This is a genomic window from Rhizobium indicum (assembly GCF_005862305.2).
Classification (GTDB): domain Bacteria; phylum Pseudomonadota; class Alphaproteobacteria; order Rhizobiales; family Rhizobiaceae; genus Rhizobium; species Rhizobium indicum.
In genome coordinates this window covers 3,391,385-3,408,878 of record NZ_CP054021.1, presented here as the reverse complement: position 1 = coordinate 3,408,878, position 17,494 = coordinate 3,391,385, and the positions used below count along the sequence as shown (strand labels likewise).

At 61.8% G+C, this 17,494-nt stretch carries 12 protein-coding genes; 8 read left to right on the top strand and 4 right to left on the bottom strand.

The window, feature by feature from the left end:
• Positions 1-46 precede the first annotated feature (46 nt).
• From FFM53_RS16610 to FFM53_RS16575, 8 genes are all read left to right on the top strand, one after another.
• Positions 47-1,276 (top strand): vWA domain-containing protein, encoded by a 1,230-nt coding sequence (locus FFM53_RS16610; protein WP_425504943.1) that lies wholly within the window; start codon positions 47-49, stop codon positions 1,274-1,276.
• Between the two features lie 277 nt (positions 1,277-1,553).
• On the top strand, positions 1,554-4,016 hold the full coding sequence (locus tag FFM53_RS16605) for a glycogen/starch/alpha-glucan phosphorylase (RefSeq protein ID WP_138390570.1): 2,463 nt from the start codon (positions 1,554-1,556) through the stop codon (positions 4,014-4,016).
• Positions 4,013-6,220: a 1,4-alpha-glucan branching protein GlgB gene (glgB, locus tag FFM53_RS16600; RefSeq protein ID WP_138390571.1), complete on the top strand. Its 2,208-nt coding sequence runs from the start codon at positions 4,013-4,015 to the stop codon at positions 6,218-6,220. Before FFM53_RS16605 ends, glgB begins: the two co-directional genes overlap by 4 nt.
• A 19-nt stretch (positions 6,221-6,239) precedes the next feature.
• Positions 6,240-7,502, top strand: coding sequence for a glucose-1-phosphate adenylyltransferase (gene glgC, locus FFM53_RS16595; protein ID WP_012758982.1), 1,263 nt, complete (start codon positions 6,240-6,242; stop codon positions 7,500-7,502).
• 3 nt (positions 7,503-7,505) lie between these two features.
• Positions 7,506-8,948, top strand: coding sequence for a glycogen synthase GlgA (glgA, locus tag FFM53_RS16590; RefSeq protein ID WP_138390572.1), 1,443 nt, complete (start codon positions 7,506-7,508; stop codon positions 8,946-8,948).
• Between the two features lie 6 nt (positions 8,949-8,954).
• Entirely contained in the window at positions 8,955-10,586 is a 1,632-nt protein-coding gene (locus FFM53_RS16585; RefSeq protein ID WP_029871878.1) for an alpha-D-glucose phosphate-specific phosphoglucomutase, read from the top strand.
• A gap of 12 nt (positions 10,587-10,598) precedes the next feature.
• On the top strand, positions 10,599-12,575 hold the full coding sequence (gene glgX / locus FFM53_RS16580) for a glycogen debranching protein GlgX (RefSeq protein WP_138390573.1): 1,977 nt from the start codon (positions 10,599-10,601) through the stop codon (positions 12,573-12,575).
• A 90-nt stretch (positions 12,576-12,665) separates the two neighbouring features.
• Complete coding sequence (locus FFM53_RS16575) at positions 12,666-13,154, top strand: MaoC family dehydratase (RefSeq protein WP_027667785.1); 489 nt, start codon at positions 12,666-12,668, stop codon at positions 13,152-13,154.
• Positions 13,155-13,169: 15 nt separating this feature from the next.
• Here FFM53_RS16575 and FFM53_RS16570 read toward each other — a convergent pair whose 3' ends face one another.
• The 4 genes from FFM53_RS16570 to FFM53_RS16555 are packed head-to-tail and all read right to left on the bottom strand — an operon-like array spanning position 13,170 to position 17,485.
• On the bottom strand, positions 13,170-13,568 hold the full coding sequence (locus tag FFM53_RS16570) for a VOC family protein (protein WP_138390574.1): 399 nt from the start codon (positions 13,566-13,568) through the stop codon (positions 13,170-13,172).
• 44 nt (positions 13,569-13,612) lie between these two features.
• Complete coding sequence (locus tag FFM53_RS16565; protein WP_138390575.1) at positions 13,613-14,161, bottom strand: sarcosine oxidase subunit gamma; 549 nt, start codon at positions 14,159-14,161, stop codon at positions 13,613-13,615.
• Entirely contained in the window at positions 14,154-17,147 is a 2,994-nt protein-coding gene (locus FFM53_RS16560; RefSeq protein WP_138390576.1) for a sarcosine oxidase subunit alpha, read from the bottom strand. The genes FFM53_RS16565 and FFM53_RS16560 overlap by 8 nt, the downstream gene beginning before the upstream one ends.
• On the bottom strand, positions 17,144-17,485 hold the full coding sequence (locus tag FFM53_RS16555) for a sarcosine oxidase subunit delta (protein ID WP_138333319.1): 342 nt from the start codon (positions 17,483-17,485) through the stop codon (positions 17,144-17,146). Before FFM53_RS16555 ends, FFM53_RS16560 begins: the two co-directional genes overlap by 4 nt.
• Between the last annotated feature and the right edge of the window lie 9 nt (positions 17,486-17,494).

Genomic DNA, 17,494 nt, shown 5'->3' with positions numbered 1-17,494 from the left:
AGCGTGCGTAAATCACCTCACAGGGCCTCCTATACGGGTGAACATGATGAGCACCTCCTACTTTTACAATTCCTGCTTGCGTCGTTTGCTTGACGACCGCCGCGGCAACTTCGGCATGATGACGGCGATCATGATACCCGTTCTGCTCGGTGCCGCCGGCCTGGCGATCGACTATTCGAACATGGCGCTGTCAAAGCGCGAGCTGCAGGAAGCCACGGACTCGGCGGCTCTCGCGGCAGCGACCGCGCTCGCCAATGAGAAAACTGACGAGGCCGGCGCGAAAAGCCTTGCCAAGAATTTTGTCGCCGGACAGATGGCACAGGTTCTTGCAAATAATTCCATCCAAGGCTCGATCAAGGACACAACGAACGTCAGCGTCACCACCACGGCGAACGGCACGAAAAGCAAGATCTTCAAGGTCGATGTCAACACGTCCATCAACCTTCCGCTCAGTCCCCTGATGCGCGTCTTCGGTAAGACGACGCAGACCATCAGCGCGGCAAGCACAGGCGAGAACGGCCAGACCGATACACAGGGCGCACTCTCGATGTATCTGGTCCTCGACCGCTCCGGTTCGATGTCTTTCATAACCGATCAGAAGAAAACGAAGCCGTCGAAATGTGACAACTACACACAAAAAAGTTGGCCGAATCCGGACAACGATTTGAAGTCCTATTGCTATACCCGCAAGATCGAAGCATTGCAGACAGCGGCTGCCGGGCTTTTCACCGAACTTAACAAAGCCGATCCGGAGCACGAACTCGTCCGTGTCGGCGCTGTCTCCTATACGGACAAAGAACAGGCGGCCAAGGCGATCAATTGGGGCACCGCGGACGCCGCGAACTACGTCTCGGCTCTCCCCTATAAGCCGACCGGCGGCACAGATGCGAGTGATGCCCTCGATACGGCTTACAAGGCTCTGAAGTCCTCGACCGACGGCACCGATACGGAGACCAAGGCGCACGAATCCAAGAATCACGACAGTTTCCAACGATATATTATCCTGATGACCGACGGTGAAATGACGGGCGACAGTAGTTCGTGGAGCCAGCCGATTGACAAAGACGTCCGCGATCTCTGCACTGCGGTAAAAGGCGATGGGATTACCATCTTTACCATTGCCTTCATGGCTCCGCAGAAGGGTAAGGATCTGCTGCAGGCCTGCGCAAGCAGTACCACCAACTATTATGCTCCTGACAACATGGCCAAACTGGTCGAAGATTTCGGCGATATCGCCGCAAAGGCTACGAGCTCGATTACCCGTCTCACCAACTAAGTCACGGAATCGGCTGCGAGGTCGATAAAAAAGCCGCTCCGGAACAAACCGGAGCGGCTTTTCGTTGTGCTCGTTCGACGCATCAGATCGGGAAAAGCGATTGAAATCAACCCCCTCGGCCCGCGTGAATATGAAGGTTTCGCAAATTTTTCGTTTGTCCAAATCCTTTGTTGCAAGTGCTTAGTAACGATGCATAAACTGTTGCCGGCGCAAGCGACAAATTGATTGAATCAGGCATAACATCCTGAAACCAAATTAAAATTGGCGAGACCTGACGATGAACACTGTTTCCAAGCCGATCATCCCCTCCCCCGCCCCTCGCAGTTCAAGGCCGGAAATTCTCGCTGAAGAAATTATCGAACGTCTGACCTACCGCATCGGCAAGGATGCCAAGGTGGCAAAGCCGCATGACTGGCTGACCGCGACGATCCTGGTGGTGCGCGACCGCATCATCGACAAGTGGATGGCTTCCACCCGCGAGGTTTATGCGACCGGCGCCAAGCGCGTCTATTATCTTTCTCTCGAATTCCTGATCGGCCGCCTGATGCGCGACGCCATCTCGAACCTCGGCCTGATGGAGGAAGTGCGCGATGCGCTCGCCTCGCTCGGCGTCGACGTCAACGTCATCGCCGGCCTGGAGCCGGATGCCGCACTCGGCAACGGCGGCCTCGGCCGACTGGCTGCCTGTTTCATGGAGAGCATGGCGACGGTCGAGGTTCCGGCCTATGGCTACGGCATCCGCTATGTCCACGGCCTCTTCCGCCAGCAGCTGGCCGACGGCTGGCAGGTGGAACTGCCGGAAAACTGGCTCGCCCACGGCAATCCCTGGGAATTCGAGCGCCGCGAAAGCGCCTATGAAATCGGCTTCGGCGGCGCCGTCGAATTCATCACCACCCATGACGACCAGCCGCGCTACGTCTGGAAACCGGCAGAGCGCGTCATCGCCGCCGCCTTCGACACGCCGGCCGTCGGCTGGCGCGGCAAACGTGTCAACACGCTGCGCCTCTGGTCGGCGCAGCCGATCGATCCGATCCTGCTCGATGCCTTCAACGCCGGCGATCACATCGGGGCGCTGCGCGAAAGCAACAAGGCCGAAAGCCTGACCCGGGTTCTCTATCCTGCCGACGCCACCCCGGCCGGCCAGGAGCTGCGCCTGCGCCAGGAATTCTTCTTCTCGTCGGCCTCGCTGCAGGACATCCTGCGCCGCCATCTGCAGCAATATGACGATTTCACCTCGCTGCCGGACAAGGTGGCGATCCAGCTGAACGACACTCACCCCGCCGTCTCGGTCGCCGAACTCGTGCGTCTGCTCTGTGACGTACACGGGATGGATTTCGACCAGGCCTGGGACATCACCCGCCGCACCTTCTCCTACACCAACCACACGCTGCTGCCCGAAGCGCTGGAAAGCTGGGCGGTGCCGCTGTTCGAACGTCTGCTGCCCCGCCACATGCAGATCATCTATGCGATCAATGCCAAAATCCTGATCGACGCCCGCAAGGGCAAGAACTTCTCCGATGGGGAAATCCGCTCGATCTCGCTGATCGATGAAAGCGGCGACCGCCGCGTGCGCATGGGCAACCTCGCTTTCGTCGGCTCGCATTCGATCAACGGCGTCTCGGCCCTGCACACCGACCTGATGAAGGTCACGGTCTTCGCCGATCTGCACAAGCTCTATCCCGACCGCATCAACAACAAGACCAACGGCATCACGCCGCGCCGCTGGCTGCAGCAGTGCAATCCCGGCCTCACCGGCCTGATCCGTGAGGCGATCGGCGACGAATTCCTCGATGATGCCGAGAAGCTGCGTGCGCTCGACGTGCATTCCTCCGATCCGGCTTTCCAGCAGAAATTCGCAGCGATAAAGCGCGCCAACAAGGTGGCACTCTCCAACCTCGTCGCCAGCCGCATGGGCGTGAAGCTCGACCCGTCGGCGATGTTCGACATCCAGATCAAGCGCATCCACGAATACAAGCGCCAGCTGCTGAATATCATCGAGGCCGTCGCGCTCTACGACCAGATCCGCTCGCATCCCGAGCTCGACTGGGTGCCGCGCGTGAAACTCTTCGCCGGCAAGGCGGCGCCGAGTTATTACAATGCCAAGCTCATCATCAAGCTGATCAACGACGTCTCCCGCACGATCAACAACGACCCGTCGGTACGCGGCCTGCTGAAGATCGTCTTCGTCCCGAACTACAATGTCTCGCTCGCCGAAGTCATGGTTCCGGCGGCCGACCTCTCGGAGCAGATCTCGACTGCCGGCATGGAAGCATCCGGCACCGGCAACATGAAGTTCGGCCTCAATGGCGCGCTGACGATCGGCACGCTCGATGGCGCCAATGTCGAGATGCGCGACAATGTCGGCGAGGACAACATCGTCATCTTCGGCCTCAAGGCCGACGAGGTGTCGAAAGTCCGCAGTGATGGCCACAATCCGCGCGCCATCATCGAAGGATCGCGCGAACTCGCCCAGGCGCTGGCCGCTATCAGTTCCGGCGTCTTCTCGCCCGATGACCGCAACCGCTACACAGCGCTGATCGACGGCATCTATTCGCACGACTGGTTCATGGTCGCCGCCGATTTCGACGCCTACGCCCAGGCCCAGCGCGAGGTCGACCAGATCTGGACCAACCAGTCCGCCTGGTACACCAAGACGATCAACAATACGGCACGGATGGGCTGGTTCTCTTCCGACCGTACGATCAGGCAATATGCAGACGAAATCTGGAGAGCCGGATGAAAACGCCGAAAACCGTCCCTGAAGTAAAGCTTTCCTGGGAAATTTCGGCAGATGAAATCACGGCAATCCTTGCCGGCTCGCATTCCAATCCCTTTGCCGTCCTCGGTGTGCACCAGGCCGACGACGCTTTCGTCGCCCGGTGCTTCATCCCGGGCGCGGAGGAAGTGACCGCCATGACGCTCGACGGCGGCGTCATCGGCGAACTGAAGCAGCTCCATGCCGATGGCGTCTTCGCCGGCCCGGTTTCCCTCACAAAGCTCCAGCCGGTGCGTTATCGCGCCCGCCGCGGCGATGCCGAATGGGCTGTTACCGATCCTTACAGCTTCGGTCCGGTGCTCGGACCGATGGACGATTATTTCGCCCGCCAGGGTTCGCACCTGCGCCTGTTCGACAAGATGGGCGCCCACCTCATCAAGCATGACGGCGCCCAGGGCATCCATTTCGCCGTCTGGGCGCCGAACGCACAGCGCGTCTCCGTCGTCGGTGATTTCAACAATTGGGACGGCCGGCGCCACGTGATGCGCTTCCGCTCCGATAGCGGCATCTGGGAAATCTTTGCCCCTGACGTACCGATCGGCGTTGCCTACAAGTTCGAGATCCGCGGCCAGGACGGCGTATTGCTGCCCCTGAAGGCCGATCCCTTTGCGCGCCGCAGCGAGCTGCGGCCGAAGACCGCCTCCGTCACCGCCGCCGAGCTGGAGCAGGAGTGGGAAGACGAGGCCCATCTGAAGCACTGGCGCGAGACCGACAAGCGCCGCCAGCCGATCTCGATCTACGAGGTGCATGCCGCCTCCTGGCAACGCCGGCAGGACGGCACGATGCTGTCCTGGGACGAGCTCGCCTCCAGCCTCATCCCCTATTGCGCCGATATGGGCTTCACCCATATCGAATTCCTGCCGATCACCGAGTACCCCTACGACCCCTCCTGGGGTTACCAGACGACCGGCCTCTATGCGCCAACCGCTCGTTTCGGCGAGCCGGAGGGTTTTGCCCGTTTCGTCAACGGCTGCCACAAGGTCGGCATCGGCGTCATCCTCGACTGGGTGCCGGCGCATTTTCCGACCGACGAACACGGCCTCGGCTGGTTCGACGGCACGGCACTCTACGAGCACGAAGACCCGCGCAAGGGCTTCCACCCGGACTGGAGCACGGCGATCTACAATTTCGGCCGCACCGAGGTCGTTTCCTATCTCGTCAACAACGCGCTCTACTGGGCCGAAAAATTCCACCTCGACGGTTTGCGTGTCGATGCCGTCGCCTCGATGCTCTACCTTGATTATTCGCGCAAGCACGGCGAATGGATCCCGAACGAATATGGCGGCAACGAGAACCTCGAAGCGGTCCGTTTTCTGCAGGATCTCAACATCCGCATCTACGGCAAAAATTCCAACGTCATGACCATCGCCGAGGAATCGACCTCCTGGCCGAAGGTCTCGCAACCCGTCCATGAGGGCGGCCTCGGCTTCGGCTTCAAGTGGAACATGGGCTTCATGCACGACACGCTGAGCTACATGAGCCGCGATCCCATCTATCGCGGGCACCATCACAACGAACTCACCTTCGGCCTGCTCTACGCCTATTCGGAAAATTTCGTGCTGCCGCTCTCGCATGACGAGGTTGTGCACGGAAAAGGCTCGCTGATCGCCAAGATGCCGGGCGACGACTGGCAGAAGTTCGCCAATCTGCGCGCCTACTACGCCTATATGTGGGGCTATCCCGGCAAGAAGCTGCTGTTCATGGGCCAGGAATTCGCCCAGTGGAGCGAGTGGAGCGAAGAGAAGGCACTCGACTGGAACCTGCTTCAATATCGGATGCACGAGGGCATGCGGCGCCTGGTGCGCGACCTCAATTTTACCTATCGCAGCAAGCCGGCGCTGCATGCGCGTGACTGCGAGGGCGAAGGTTTCGAATGGCTGGTCGCCGACGACCACCAGAATTCCGTTTTTGCCTGGCTGCGCAAGGCGCCGGGCCAGAAGCCGGTCGCCGTCATCACCAATTTCACCCCTGTCTATCGCGAGAATTATTCGATCCGCCTGCCGTCCGCAGGTCGCTGGCGGGAAATCCTGAACACCGATGCCGACATCTACGGCGGCAGCGGCAAGGGCAATGGCGGGCGCGTGCAGGCCGTCGATGCCGGCGGCGAAATCACCTGCTCGATCACCTTGCCGCCCTTGGCGACAATCATGCTTGAACCTGAAAATTAGTGACTGGTGGGAGGAGAAAATGGTAGAAAAGCGCGTTCAGCCACTTGCCCGCGATGCAATGGCTTATGTTCTGGCGGGCGGTAGGGGAAGCCGTCTCAAGGAACTCACCGACCGGCGTGCCAAGCCGGCCGTCTATTTCGGCGGCAAGGCCCGCATCATCGATTTCGCTTTGTCGAACGCCCTGAATTCCGGCATCCGCCGCATCGGCGTCGCCACGCAATACAAGGCGCATTCGCTGATCCGCCACATGCAGCGCGGCTGGAACTTCTTCCGCCCCGAGCGCAACGAGAGCTTCGATATTCTGCCCGCCAGCCAGCGCGTCTCCGAGACGCAATGGTATGAAGGCACGGCCGACGCCGTCTATCAGAACATCGACATCATCCAGGATTACGGCGTCGAATACATGGTCATTCTTGCAGGCGACCACGTCTATAAGATGGACTATGAGTGGATGCTGCAGCAGCACGTCGATTCCGGCGCCGACGTCACCATCGGCTGCCTGGAAGTGCCGCGCATGGAAGCGGTCGGCTTCGGCGTCATGCATGTCAACGAGAAGGACGAGATCATCGCCTTCGTCGAGAAACCGGCCGATCCGCCGCCCATTCCCGACAAGCCGGATTTCGCCCTCGCCTCGATGGGCATCTACGTCTTCCACACCAAGTTCCTCCTCGATGCGCTGCGCCGCGACGCAGCCGACCCGACCTCGAGCCGCGACTTCGGCAAGGACATTATCCCCTATATCGTCAAGAACGGTAAGGCGGTCGCTCACCGCTTCGCCAAGTCCTGCGTCCGTTCCGATTTCGAGCACGAGCCCTATTGGCGCGACGTCGGCACGATCGACGCCTATTGGCAGGCCAATATTGACCTGACGGCGATCGTTCCGGAGCTCGACATCTACGACAAGTCCTGGCCGATCTGGACCTATGCCGAGATCACCCCGCCGGCGAAATTCGTCCATGACGACGAGGATCGTCGCGGCTCGGCCACCTCCTCCGTTGTGTCGGGCGACTGCATCATCTCGGGCGCCATGCTCAACAACAGCCTGCTCTTCACGGGCGTCAGGGCCAACTCCTTCTCCAAGTTGGAAGGGGCGGTCGTCCTGCCGAACGTGAAGGTCGGACGGCGCGCGCAGCTCAAGAATGTGGTGATCGACCATGGTGTCGTCATTCCGGAAGGCCTGGTCGTCGGCGAGGATCCCGAGCTCGATGCCAAGCGCTTCCGGCGGACGGAAAGCGGCATCTGCCTGATCACGCAACCGATGATCGACAAGCTGGATATCTGACTTATGAAAGTTCTTTCGGTTTCGTCCGAAGTCTTCCCTTTGATCAAGACAGGGGGTCTGGCCGATGTGTCCGGCGCCCTGCCGATTACTCTGAAAGCCTTCGGAGTCGAGACCAAGACCCTTCTCCCCGGCTATCCCGCCGTGATGAAGGTCATTCGCGACGCCGTCGTCAGGCTCGAATTCCCCGACCTGCTCGGTGAGCGGGCGACCGTGCTGGAGGTCCAGCACGAGGGCCTCGATCTGCTCATCCTCGATGCGCCGGCCTATTACGACAGGCCGGGCGGACCCTATCTCGATCCGCTCGGCAAGGACTATCCCGACAACTGGCGTCGTTTCGCCGCCCTGTCGCTCGCTGCCTCCGAGATCGCCGCCGGCCTGCTGCCCGGCTGGCGGCCGGATCTCGTCCACACCCACGACTGGCAGGCGGCGCTGACGTCGGTCTATATGCGTTATTACCCGACGCCGGAACTGCCGAGCGTGCTGACCATCCACAACATCGCCTTCCAGGGTCAGTTCGGTTCCGAGATCTTTCCCGGCCTGCGTCTGCCCGCCCATGCCTTCGCCACCGACAGCATCGAATATTACGGCACTGTCGGCTTCCTCAAGGGCGGCCTCAAGACTGCCCATGCGATCACGACGGTCAGCCCGACCTATGCCGATGAGATCCTCACGTCGGAATTCGGCATGGGGCTCGAGGGCGTCATCGCCAGCCGCATCGACGATCTGCACGGCATCGTCAACGGCATCGACACCGATATCTGGAACCCGGCGACCGATCCTGTCGTCCACACCCATTATGGCCAGACGACGCTGAAGAATCGCGAGGAGAACCGGCGCTCGATCGCCGAATTCTTCGGTCTCGACAATGACAACGCCCCGATCTTCTGCGTCATCAGCCGTCTCACCTGGCAGAAGGGCATGGATATCGTCGCCAACATCGCCGATGAGATCGTCGCCATGGGCGGCAAGCTCGTCGTGCTCGGCTCCGGCGAAGCCGCCCTTGAAGGCGCGCTGCTCGCCTCCGCCAGCCGCCACCCCGGCCGCATCGGCGTTTCGATCGGTTATAACGAGCCAATGTCGCACCTGATGCAGGCCGGCTGCGATGCGATCATCATCCCCTCACGCTTCGAACCCTGCGGCCTGACCCAGCTTTACGGCCTGCGTTACGGCTGCGTGCCGATCGTCGCCCGCACCGGCGGTTTGAACGACACCGTGATCGACGCCAATCACGCCGCACTTGCGGCGAAAGTCGCAACCGGCATACAATTTGCCCCCGTGACCGAAACAGGCATGCTACAGGCAATCCGCCGTGCGATGCATTTTTATCAGGACCGAAAACTCTGGACCCAATTGCAAAAGCAGGGCATGAAATCGGATGTCTCCTGGGAGAAGAGCGCCGAACGCTACGCTGCCCTCTATTCAAGCCTCGTCTCGAAAGGCATGTGACCTAAAATGATCAAGTCCGTCCCCACCACGCCCTATCTGGATCAGAAACCCGGCACGTCGGGCCTGCGCAAGAAGGTTCCGGTCTTCCAGCAGCCGAACTATGCGGAGAACTTCATCCAGTCGATCTTCGATTCGCTGGAAGGCTATCAGGGCAAGTGCCTGGTCATCGGCGGCGACGGACGCTACTACAATCGCGAAGTGATCCAGAAGGCTGTCAAGATGGCCGCGGCCAATGGCTTCGGCAAGGTCATGGTCGGCAAGGGCGGTATCCTGTCGACGCCGGCCGCTTCCCACATCATCCGCAAATACAAGGCTTTCGGCGGCATCATCCTCTCCGCCAGCCACAATCCCGGCGGCCCGACCGAAGACTTCGGCATCAAATACAACATCAACAATGGCGGCCCGGCGCCGGAAAAGATCACCGACGCGATCTATGCGCGCTCCAAGACGATCGACAGCTACAAGATCGCCGATTTCGCCGACGTCAATCTCGACCGCATCGGCAAGGACGAGCTTCCCGGCGGCACGATCCTCTCGGTCATCGACCCGGTCGAGGACTATGCCGCGCTGATGGAAGAGCTGTTCGATTTCGGCGCCATTCGCAATCTGATCAGCCTCGGCTTCCGCATTGCCTTCGATGGGATGAGCGCCGTCACCGGTCCCTATGCCAAGGAAATCTTCGAAAATCGTCTCGGCGCTCCCTCGGGTTCGGTGCGCAATTTCATGCCGCTGCCGGATTTCGGCGGCCATCACCCGGACCCGAACCCGGTGCATTGCAAGGAACTCTTCGATGAGATGATGGGCGATGACGCGCCCGATTTCGGCGCCGCTTCCGACGGCGACGGCGACCGCAATCTGATCATCGGCCGCGGCATCTTCGTTACGCCTTCCGACAGCCTGGCGATTCTCGCCGCCAACGCCAATCTCGCCCCCGGCTATTCCGGCGGCCTTGCCGGCATCGCCCGTTCGATGCCGACATCGGGTGCTGCCGACCGCGTCGCCGAAAAGCGTGGCATCGGCATGTATGAAACGCCGACCGGCTGGAAATTCTTCGGCAACCTGCTCGACGCCGGCATGGCGACGATCTGCGGTGAGGAAAGCTCCGGCACGGGCTCCAGCCACGTCCGCGAAAAGGATGGCCTCTGGGCCGTGCTGCTATGGCTGAACATTCTTGCCGTACGCGGCGAGAGCGTCGCCGACATCGTCACGCAGCACTGGCAGACCTACGGCCGCAATTATTATTCACGCCATGATTACGAAGGCCTCGACACCGATGCGGCGAACGGCCTGGTGGACAATCTCCGCAGCCAGCTTCCCACTCTGCCCGGCAAGAGCTTCGGCAGCCTGAAGGTGGAAAAGGCCGACGACTTCGCCTACCACGATCCGATCGACAAATCGGTGAGCGAGCATCAAGGTGTCCGTGTGCTCTTCGAGGGCGGCTCCCGCGTCGTCTTCCGCCTGTCCGGCACCGGCACGTCTGGCGCAACCTTGCGTGTCTATATCGAGCGTTACGAGCCGGATTCGACTCGCCACAACATCGAAACGCAGGAAGCGCTCGCCGATCTGATCGCCGCCGCCGAAAGCATTGCCAGCATTCGTGAACGCACGGGACGCGATGCGCCAACCGTGATCACCTGATCCGGGGGGAACATGCGGGGGAACAGTTCGGCGCAAGCCGGCGCGATCGTCTTCGAGACCGGCGTCGAATTTGCCGTGTGGTCGCATCATGCAGCACAAATCGAACTCTGCCTCTTCGAGGATGACGGCAACAGGGAATTCGCGCGCCTGCCGATGGCGCGCGACAGCAACTACTTCCATCGTCTCTTTGTCGACGGACTGAAGGAGGGCGCGCGCTACGGCTATCGCGCCGACGGTATATATGCACCCGATAACGGCCTCTGGTACGATCCCTCCAAGCTGCTGATCGATCCCTACGCCAAGGAGATCGACAGGCCGTTCCGCTACGATCCCCGCCTCGGCATCTATGGCGAGGACAGCCAGGATCTGATGCCGAAGGCGATCGTCACCACCGATACCCGAGCCGCGATCCGCAAGCCGCTGTTCAAGCCGGGCGGCTTTATCTATGAGGTGGCGGTGCGGCCCTTCACCATTCTTCATCCCGACGTGCCGGAGGCTGAGCGCGGCACGGTCGCAGCCCTTGCCCATCCCTCCGTCGTCGCGCATCTGAAGCGGATCGGCGTCGATGCCGTCGAACTGATGCCGATCACTGCCTGGATCGACGAACGCCATTTGCCGCCGCTCGGCCTCACCAACGGCTGGGGCTACAATCCCGTCGCCTTCATGGCGCTCGATCCGCGGCTCGTCCCCGGCGGCATGACGGAGCTGCGCGAGACGGTCGCGGCCCTCCATGCCGAAGGCATCGCCGTCATCCTCGACCTCGTCTTCAACCATACCGGCGAGAGCGACCGTTACGGCGCGACGCTGTCGCTGCGTGGCCTCGACAACCTGCATTATTATCGCCACGCCCAGAATTGCCCGGGCGAACTCGTCAACGACACAGGCACCGGCAACACCCTCGCCTGCGATCATCCCGAGGTTCGCCGCCTCGTCATCGACAGCCTGCGCCATTTCGTGCTCAACGCCGGCGTCGACGGTTTTCGCTTCGATCTCGCCCCGGTGCTTGGCCGCACCGCGACGGGCTTCGAACGCGACGGAACACTGGCCGCGATCCTCTCCGACGATGTGCTTGCCGACCGGATCATGATTGCCGAACCCTGGGATATCGGCCCGGGTGGTTACCAGCTCGGCAATTTCCCGCCGCCCTTCCTTGAATGGAACGACCGGGTTCGCGACGACCTGCGCTGCTACTGGCGCGGTGACGATTGGAAGACCGGCGCGCTTGCAACCGCACTCGCCGGCTCCTCCGACATCTTCTCCCGCAACAACGGCAAGGAGACGCGCAGCGTCAATTTCCTCGCCGCCCATGACGGCTTCACGCTGATCGATCTCGTCTCCTATGCTGGAAAGCACAACGACGCCAATGGCGAACACAATCGTGACGGCCATAACGAGAACCACTCCTGGAACAACGGCGTCGAGGGGGAAACCGTCTATCCGACGATCCGCAAGCGTCGCCGGGACGATGTGATGGCGCTGATCTCAACGCTCTTTGCCACCCGCGGCAGCATCATGCTGACGGCGGGCGACGAGGGCGGCCGCAGCCAGCACGGCAACAACAACGCCTATTGCCAGGACAACGAGATCACCTGGCTGGACTGGAAAGCGTTGGACGGGGATCTCATCGCCCACACCGCCTTCGTTGCGGGGTTGCGTCGCCGCTTCACCGTCTTCTCTGAAACGGACTTCCTGTCAGGAAACGGCGATGTCGAATGGATTTCGCTCTCCGGCGAGCCGATGACCGTTGCCGAATGGGAGACGCCGTCGCTTTCCACCCTCGGCATGCTGTTATCGACCGGTGACCGCTCCTCTCGCGGCAGGCAGACCCGGCTCGGCGTGCTTTTCAATCGCTCGGGGAGCCGCCAATTTTTCACGCTGCCTTCTGAGGGCGAACCGGGCTGGCGCCAGTTGACCCCTGATGGAGCAAATAAAACCGGTGGCCGCGCAACCGTCGAGCCGCGCTCGATTGCCTTTTTCGTAGAAAATTGACCGCCTCCCCTCCCTCGCGCAAATCCTTGTCGCAATCGTCACAAATGCACGATAAGGCTTTGCCGCGGCGGCTTGTTTCACGAGGAATTCATGGTCACGGAAATTTCACTCTCCGACGTGCGGGGATTGATCGGCATGGAAACGGGCCTTTCGGATTGGGTCACCGTCGACCAGACGATGATCGACGCCTTCGCGTCGGCGACCGACGACCATCAGTTCATCCACGTCGATCCTGAGCGCGCGGCGGCCGAGAGCCCGTTCGGCGGCACCATCGCCCACGGCTTCCTGACCCTGTCTCTGCTGTCGACGATGAACTACAATTGCCTGCCGAAAGTGCGCGAGCAGACCCTCGGCATCAACTACGGCTTCGATCGCGTCCGCTTCATGACGCCGGTGAAAAGCGGCGCCCGCGTCCGCGGCCGCTTCCTGCTTTCCGAAGCCCGCTTCCGCGGCGCCGGCATGCTGATGACCACCTATGACGTCACGATCGAGATCGAAAACGAGAAGAAGCCGGCACTGACGGCAAAATGGATCACCATCATCCAATTCGACCCAAAGGACCGTCCCGAGGACGTCTAAGCAAAACTGCTTTTGTTACTCAGCCGAATTGAACACGGCTTCGAGAGCGTGCCCGTCGGGATCCATGACGAACGCCGCATAATAATGCTCACCGTAATGGGACCGCAGGCCGGGACGGCCATTGTCACTGCCGCCTTGCGCGATTGCCGCCACATAAAACTGATCGACTGCCTTGCGGCTCGGCGCGGCAAACGCCAGATGAAAACCCGGGCCGGGCGCACGCTGGCCGTCCGGGCGATGCTTGATCGCCAGTTTGTCCCCGCCGCCAGGAGGGCCGTAGCCGACCGCCTGCCCTGTTTGCCCCGGCCTGATATCGTCCCAGACCCTGATATAACCGAGCGCGACAAGGGCGGCATCGTAAAATGCCGCCGACCGCTCAATGTCGGAAACGCCGAGGGAGGCATGGTGCAGCATTCGCTTACCTCTTGAATGAGCGCACGCTCGCGATTTGCTGAGACTCAATGACCGGCGTCTTCAGCCGCCTCGTTCAGCAGCCCGAAGACATAATCCGAAAACGACCGCCAGCACTCCACCCGGAACGTGTCTTCTTCCGTACGGAAAAGCACGATTTCCGCCTTGCCGAAAATCGTCCGCGATGCGGCGCCGATCGGAAAGGAAGAAAGCGACAGATCCTGCGGGCAGCCGGCCGAAAGCGTCGCCTCGGCACCCGGTCCCGAGACGATGATCGCGACATTGCGGTGGGAAACGTCGATCGCCGAATGCAGCGTACCGGCGCCGGAAAGTGCGGCCATCAGATCGGCGCCGGCCCCGTCGATCACCAGCCACTCGTCCGGGCCAATCCAGAGCGCCGATCGGGCGCCGGCCCGGCCGGATGTCTTCGGGGCATCCGGCAACGGCAGGCCGAGAGCAGAGGAAAGTGCTGCCAGCGATCCCGCCGGCGCGCGCAGCGCCACCCGGCTGGCAGTGGGAGCGGTCGTCAGCCGTACCGCTGCGGAGCCGCCGAGACGTCCGGCAATCGCCGGTTTGCGAATTGCGACATCAGCCATGGATGCGGCCCCCTTCCTTGTCAAAGAATACCAGATCCGTCACTTCGACGGCGATCGTCCGGTCCGGCATCGGCACATAGAGCGTCTCGCCCATCCGCGCCCGGCCGCCGGCGACCAGCGCGAAGGCGATCGACCTGCCGCAATTTTCCGACCAATAGGCTGACGTGACGTGGCCGAGCATGGTCATCGGCTTCGGCTCGTTCGGGCTCGCGACGATCTGCGCGCCTTCTTCGAGCACCAGCTTCGGGTCCGTGGTGACGAGGCCGACGAGCTGTTTGCGCCCGTCCTTGACGAGATCCGGCCGCTTCAACCCGCGAATGCCGACGAAATCCGTCTTTTTCTTCGAAACCGCCCAGGAAAGTCCGGCGTCATCGGGGGTCACGGTCCCATCCGTATCCTGCCCGACGATGATGTAGCCTTTCTCGGCGCGAAGAACGTGCATCGTCTCCGTTCCGTAGACGCAGGCACCGAGCGGCTCGGCATTGGCCCAGACCGCTTCGAGCACCGACTGACCGTAATCGGCCGGCACATTGATTTCGAAACCAGTTTCGCCGGTGAAGGAGACGCGGAAGAGCCGCGCCGGCACGCCGCAGACCGTGCACTCGGCAACGCTCATATGCGGGAAGGCTTCGTTCGAAAGATCGAGCCCTTCGACCAGCGGCGCGACGATCTCGCGCGCCTTCGGTCCCTGCACAGCGATGACAGCCCATTGTTCGGTCACCGAGGTCAGCCATACCTTCAGATGCGGGAATTCCGTCTGCAGGTAATCTTCCATGTGATGGAGAACACGTGGCGCGCCGCCGGTCGTCGTCGTCACATGGAAACGGTCGTCCGCCAGGCGTCCGACAACGCCATCGTCATAAACGAAGCCATCCTCGCGGGTCATGATGCCGTAGCGGGCCTTGCCGGGCTTCAGCGTATCCCAGGCATTGGTGTAGATGAGGTTGAGGAATTCCGCAGCATCCGGCCCCACCACCTCGATCTTGCCGAGCGTCGAGGCGTCGAAGATACCGGCCGCCTCGCGTGCCGTTCGGCATTCGCGAGCGACCGCCTGGTGCATGGTCTCGCCGGCCTGCGGATAGAACCAGGCACGCTTCCAGTTGCCGACATCCTCGAAGACCGCGCCATGGGCTTCTTCCCAGCCGTGCAGCGGCGTCTTGCGTGTCGGATCGAACAGCTCTCCGCGTGAATGACCGATCAGCGTACCATAGGTGACCGGCGTATAGGGCGCACGGAAAGTGGTGAGCCCGACCTGCGGGATTTCCTTGCCGAGCATTTCGGCGGCAATCGCCAGGCCATGCATGTTGGAGAGCTTGCCCTGGTCCGAGGCCATGCCGTTGGTCGTGAAGCGCTTGATATGCTCGATCGAATGCATGCCCTCGCGCACGGCAAGGCGGATATCCTTGGCGCAGACGTCATGCTGGAAATCGATGAAGGCCTTGGCGTTGGTCTTCGGCCCGGCGCCTTCGGCAGCGCCGATCATCCCGCCCGTCCAGTCATAGGCCTGTTCGGCCGAAATTGCGATCTTCTCGCCGCTGCTTCTGCCGGTAGCCTGCGCCATCAGCTCGCCGGCGGCAAGCGATTCCTCGATCGTCCGCTGCAGATCGTCGGTGCCGTTGCAGGCACCGACCGAGAGGCAGTCCTGCGCATAGGAGCCGGGCAGGAAACGCTGGCTTTCTGCATCGAAGGCCACTTTGCCGCGCGACTGCGAGAACAGATGGACGGACGGCGTCCAGCCGGCCGAAACCAGCAGCGCATCGACCGCGATCTTGCGCGGCGAACCGCCGCCGTTGCGCGCCACCGTCATCGACGAGATGCGCAGTCGCCCCGACGTGTTGACGACCGATTGGCCGGCCAGGACATCGATGCCGAGCGCCCGCGCCTCTGCCAGCACTGCCGCTCCCGGCGCCTGCCTGCTATCGACGATGGCAGCGATCGAAACACCTGATCGTTTCAGATCGAAGGCCGCCTCATAGGCCGAGTCGTGCGCCGTGTAGATGCCGACCTTGGTCCCGACCGCAACGCCGTAATGATTGAGATACATCCGCCCCGCCGAGGCGAGCATGATGCCCGGCCGGTCGTTGTTCGGAAATACCATGTGCCGCTCGATCGCGCCAGTGGCAAGGATGACCCGCTTGGCCCGGACCTGCCAAAGCCGCTCGCGCGGCAGATCGCGCGAAGGCTTGGCGATATGATCGGTGACGCGCTCGGCAAGACCGACGAAATTGTGGTTGTAGTAGCCGAAGGCGGTCGTGCGGACCAGCACTTCGACATTGTCCATCGCCTTCAGACGCGCCACAGCCTTCTGTGCCCAGCTATTGCCGTCCTGTCCGTCGATCCTTACCCCGAGATCGTAGCGTAACGCGCCGCCGGCTTCCGCCTGCTCGTCGCAAAGGATCACCTGCGCGCCGGTCTCGGCCGCAGCCAGCGCCGCCGAGAGCCCGGCAACACCGGCGCCGACCACCAGCACGTCGCAATGGGCATAGCGGCTGGCATAATGGTCAGGGTCCTCCTCCGTCGGTGCGACGCCGAGGCCGGCAGCGCGACGGATGAGCGGTTCGTAGACGTGTTTCCAGGCGGCGCGCGGCCACATGAAGGTCTTGTAGTAGAAACCGGCGGCGAAGAACGGCGACATCAGATTGTTGACCGCGCCGATGTCGAAGGCAAGCGAGGGCCAGCGGTTCTGCGAGCTGACGATCATGCCGTCGAAGACTTCCTGCACGGTGGCGCGCACGTTCGGCTGCTTGCGCGCCGCATCGCGGGAAACGTCGATCAGCGCGTTCGGCTCCTCGGCCCCTGCCGACAGAATACCGCGGGCCCGGTGATATTTGAACGAACGTCCCAGAAGATGCACGCCGTTGGCGATCAGCGCCGAGGCCACGGTATCACCTTCGAGCGCTGTATAGCTCTTGCCGTCGAAGCTGAAGCGCGCGGTCCTGGCCGGTGTCAGGCGCCCCTTGCCGGCGATACGGTTCGCGCCGCTCATTGCGCCTCTCCTTCCACGGCTTCATATGTCTCGACAGGCCCATGCTGCTGGACCGCCGCACCGATCTCAGGCTTCGGTTCACCCGCCTTGTAGGTCACGATGAACTTGTCGGTCACCGTATCGCGCGCCGCATTGAAGAAGCGCCCGCAGCCGTGAATATGCCGCCAGCGTTCGAAGATCAGCCCCTTCGGATTGTCGCGGATAAAGAAATAGGACTCGAAGTCCTCGTCCGAAATCGAGGCGATATCGGCGGGCCGCGCGATATGCGCGTCACCCGCGCCACGAAATTCGAGCTCGGAGCGCTCTTCCTGACAGTAGGGGCAATAGATCAGCAGCATGTGTTACCC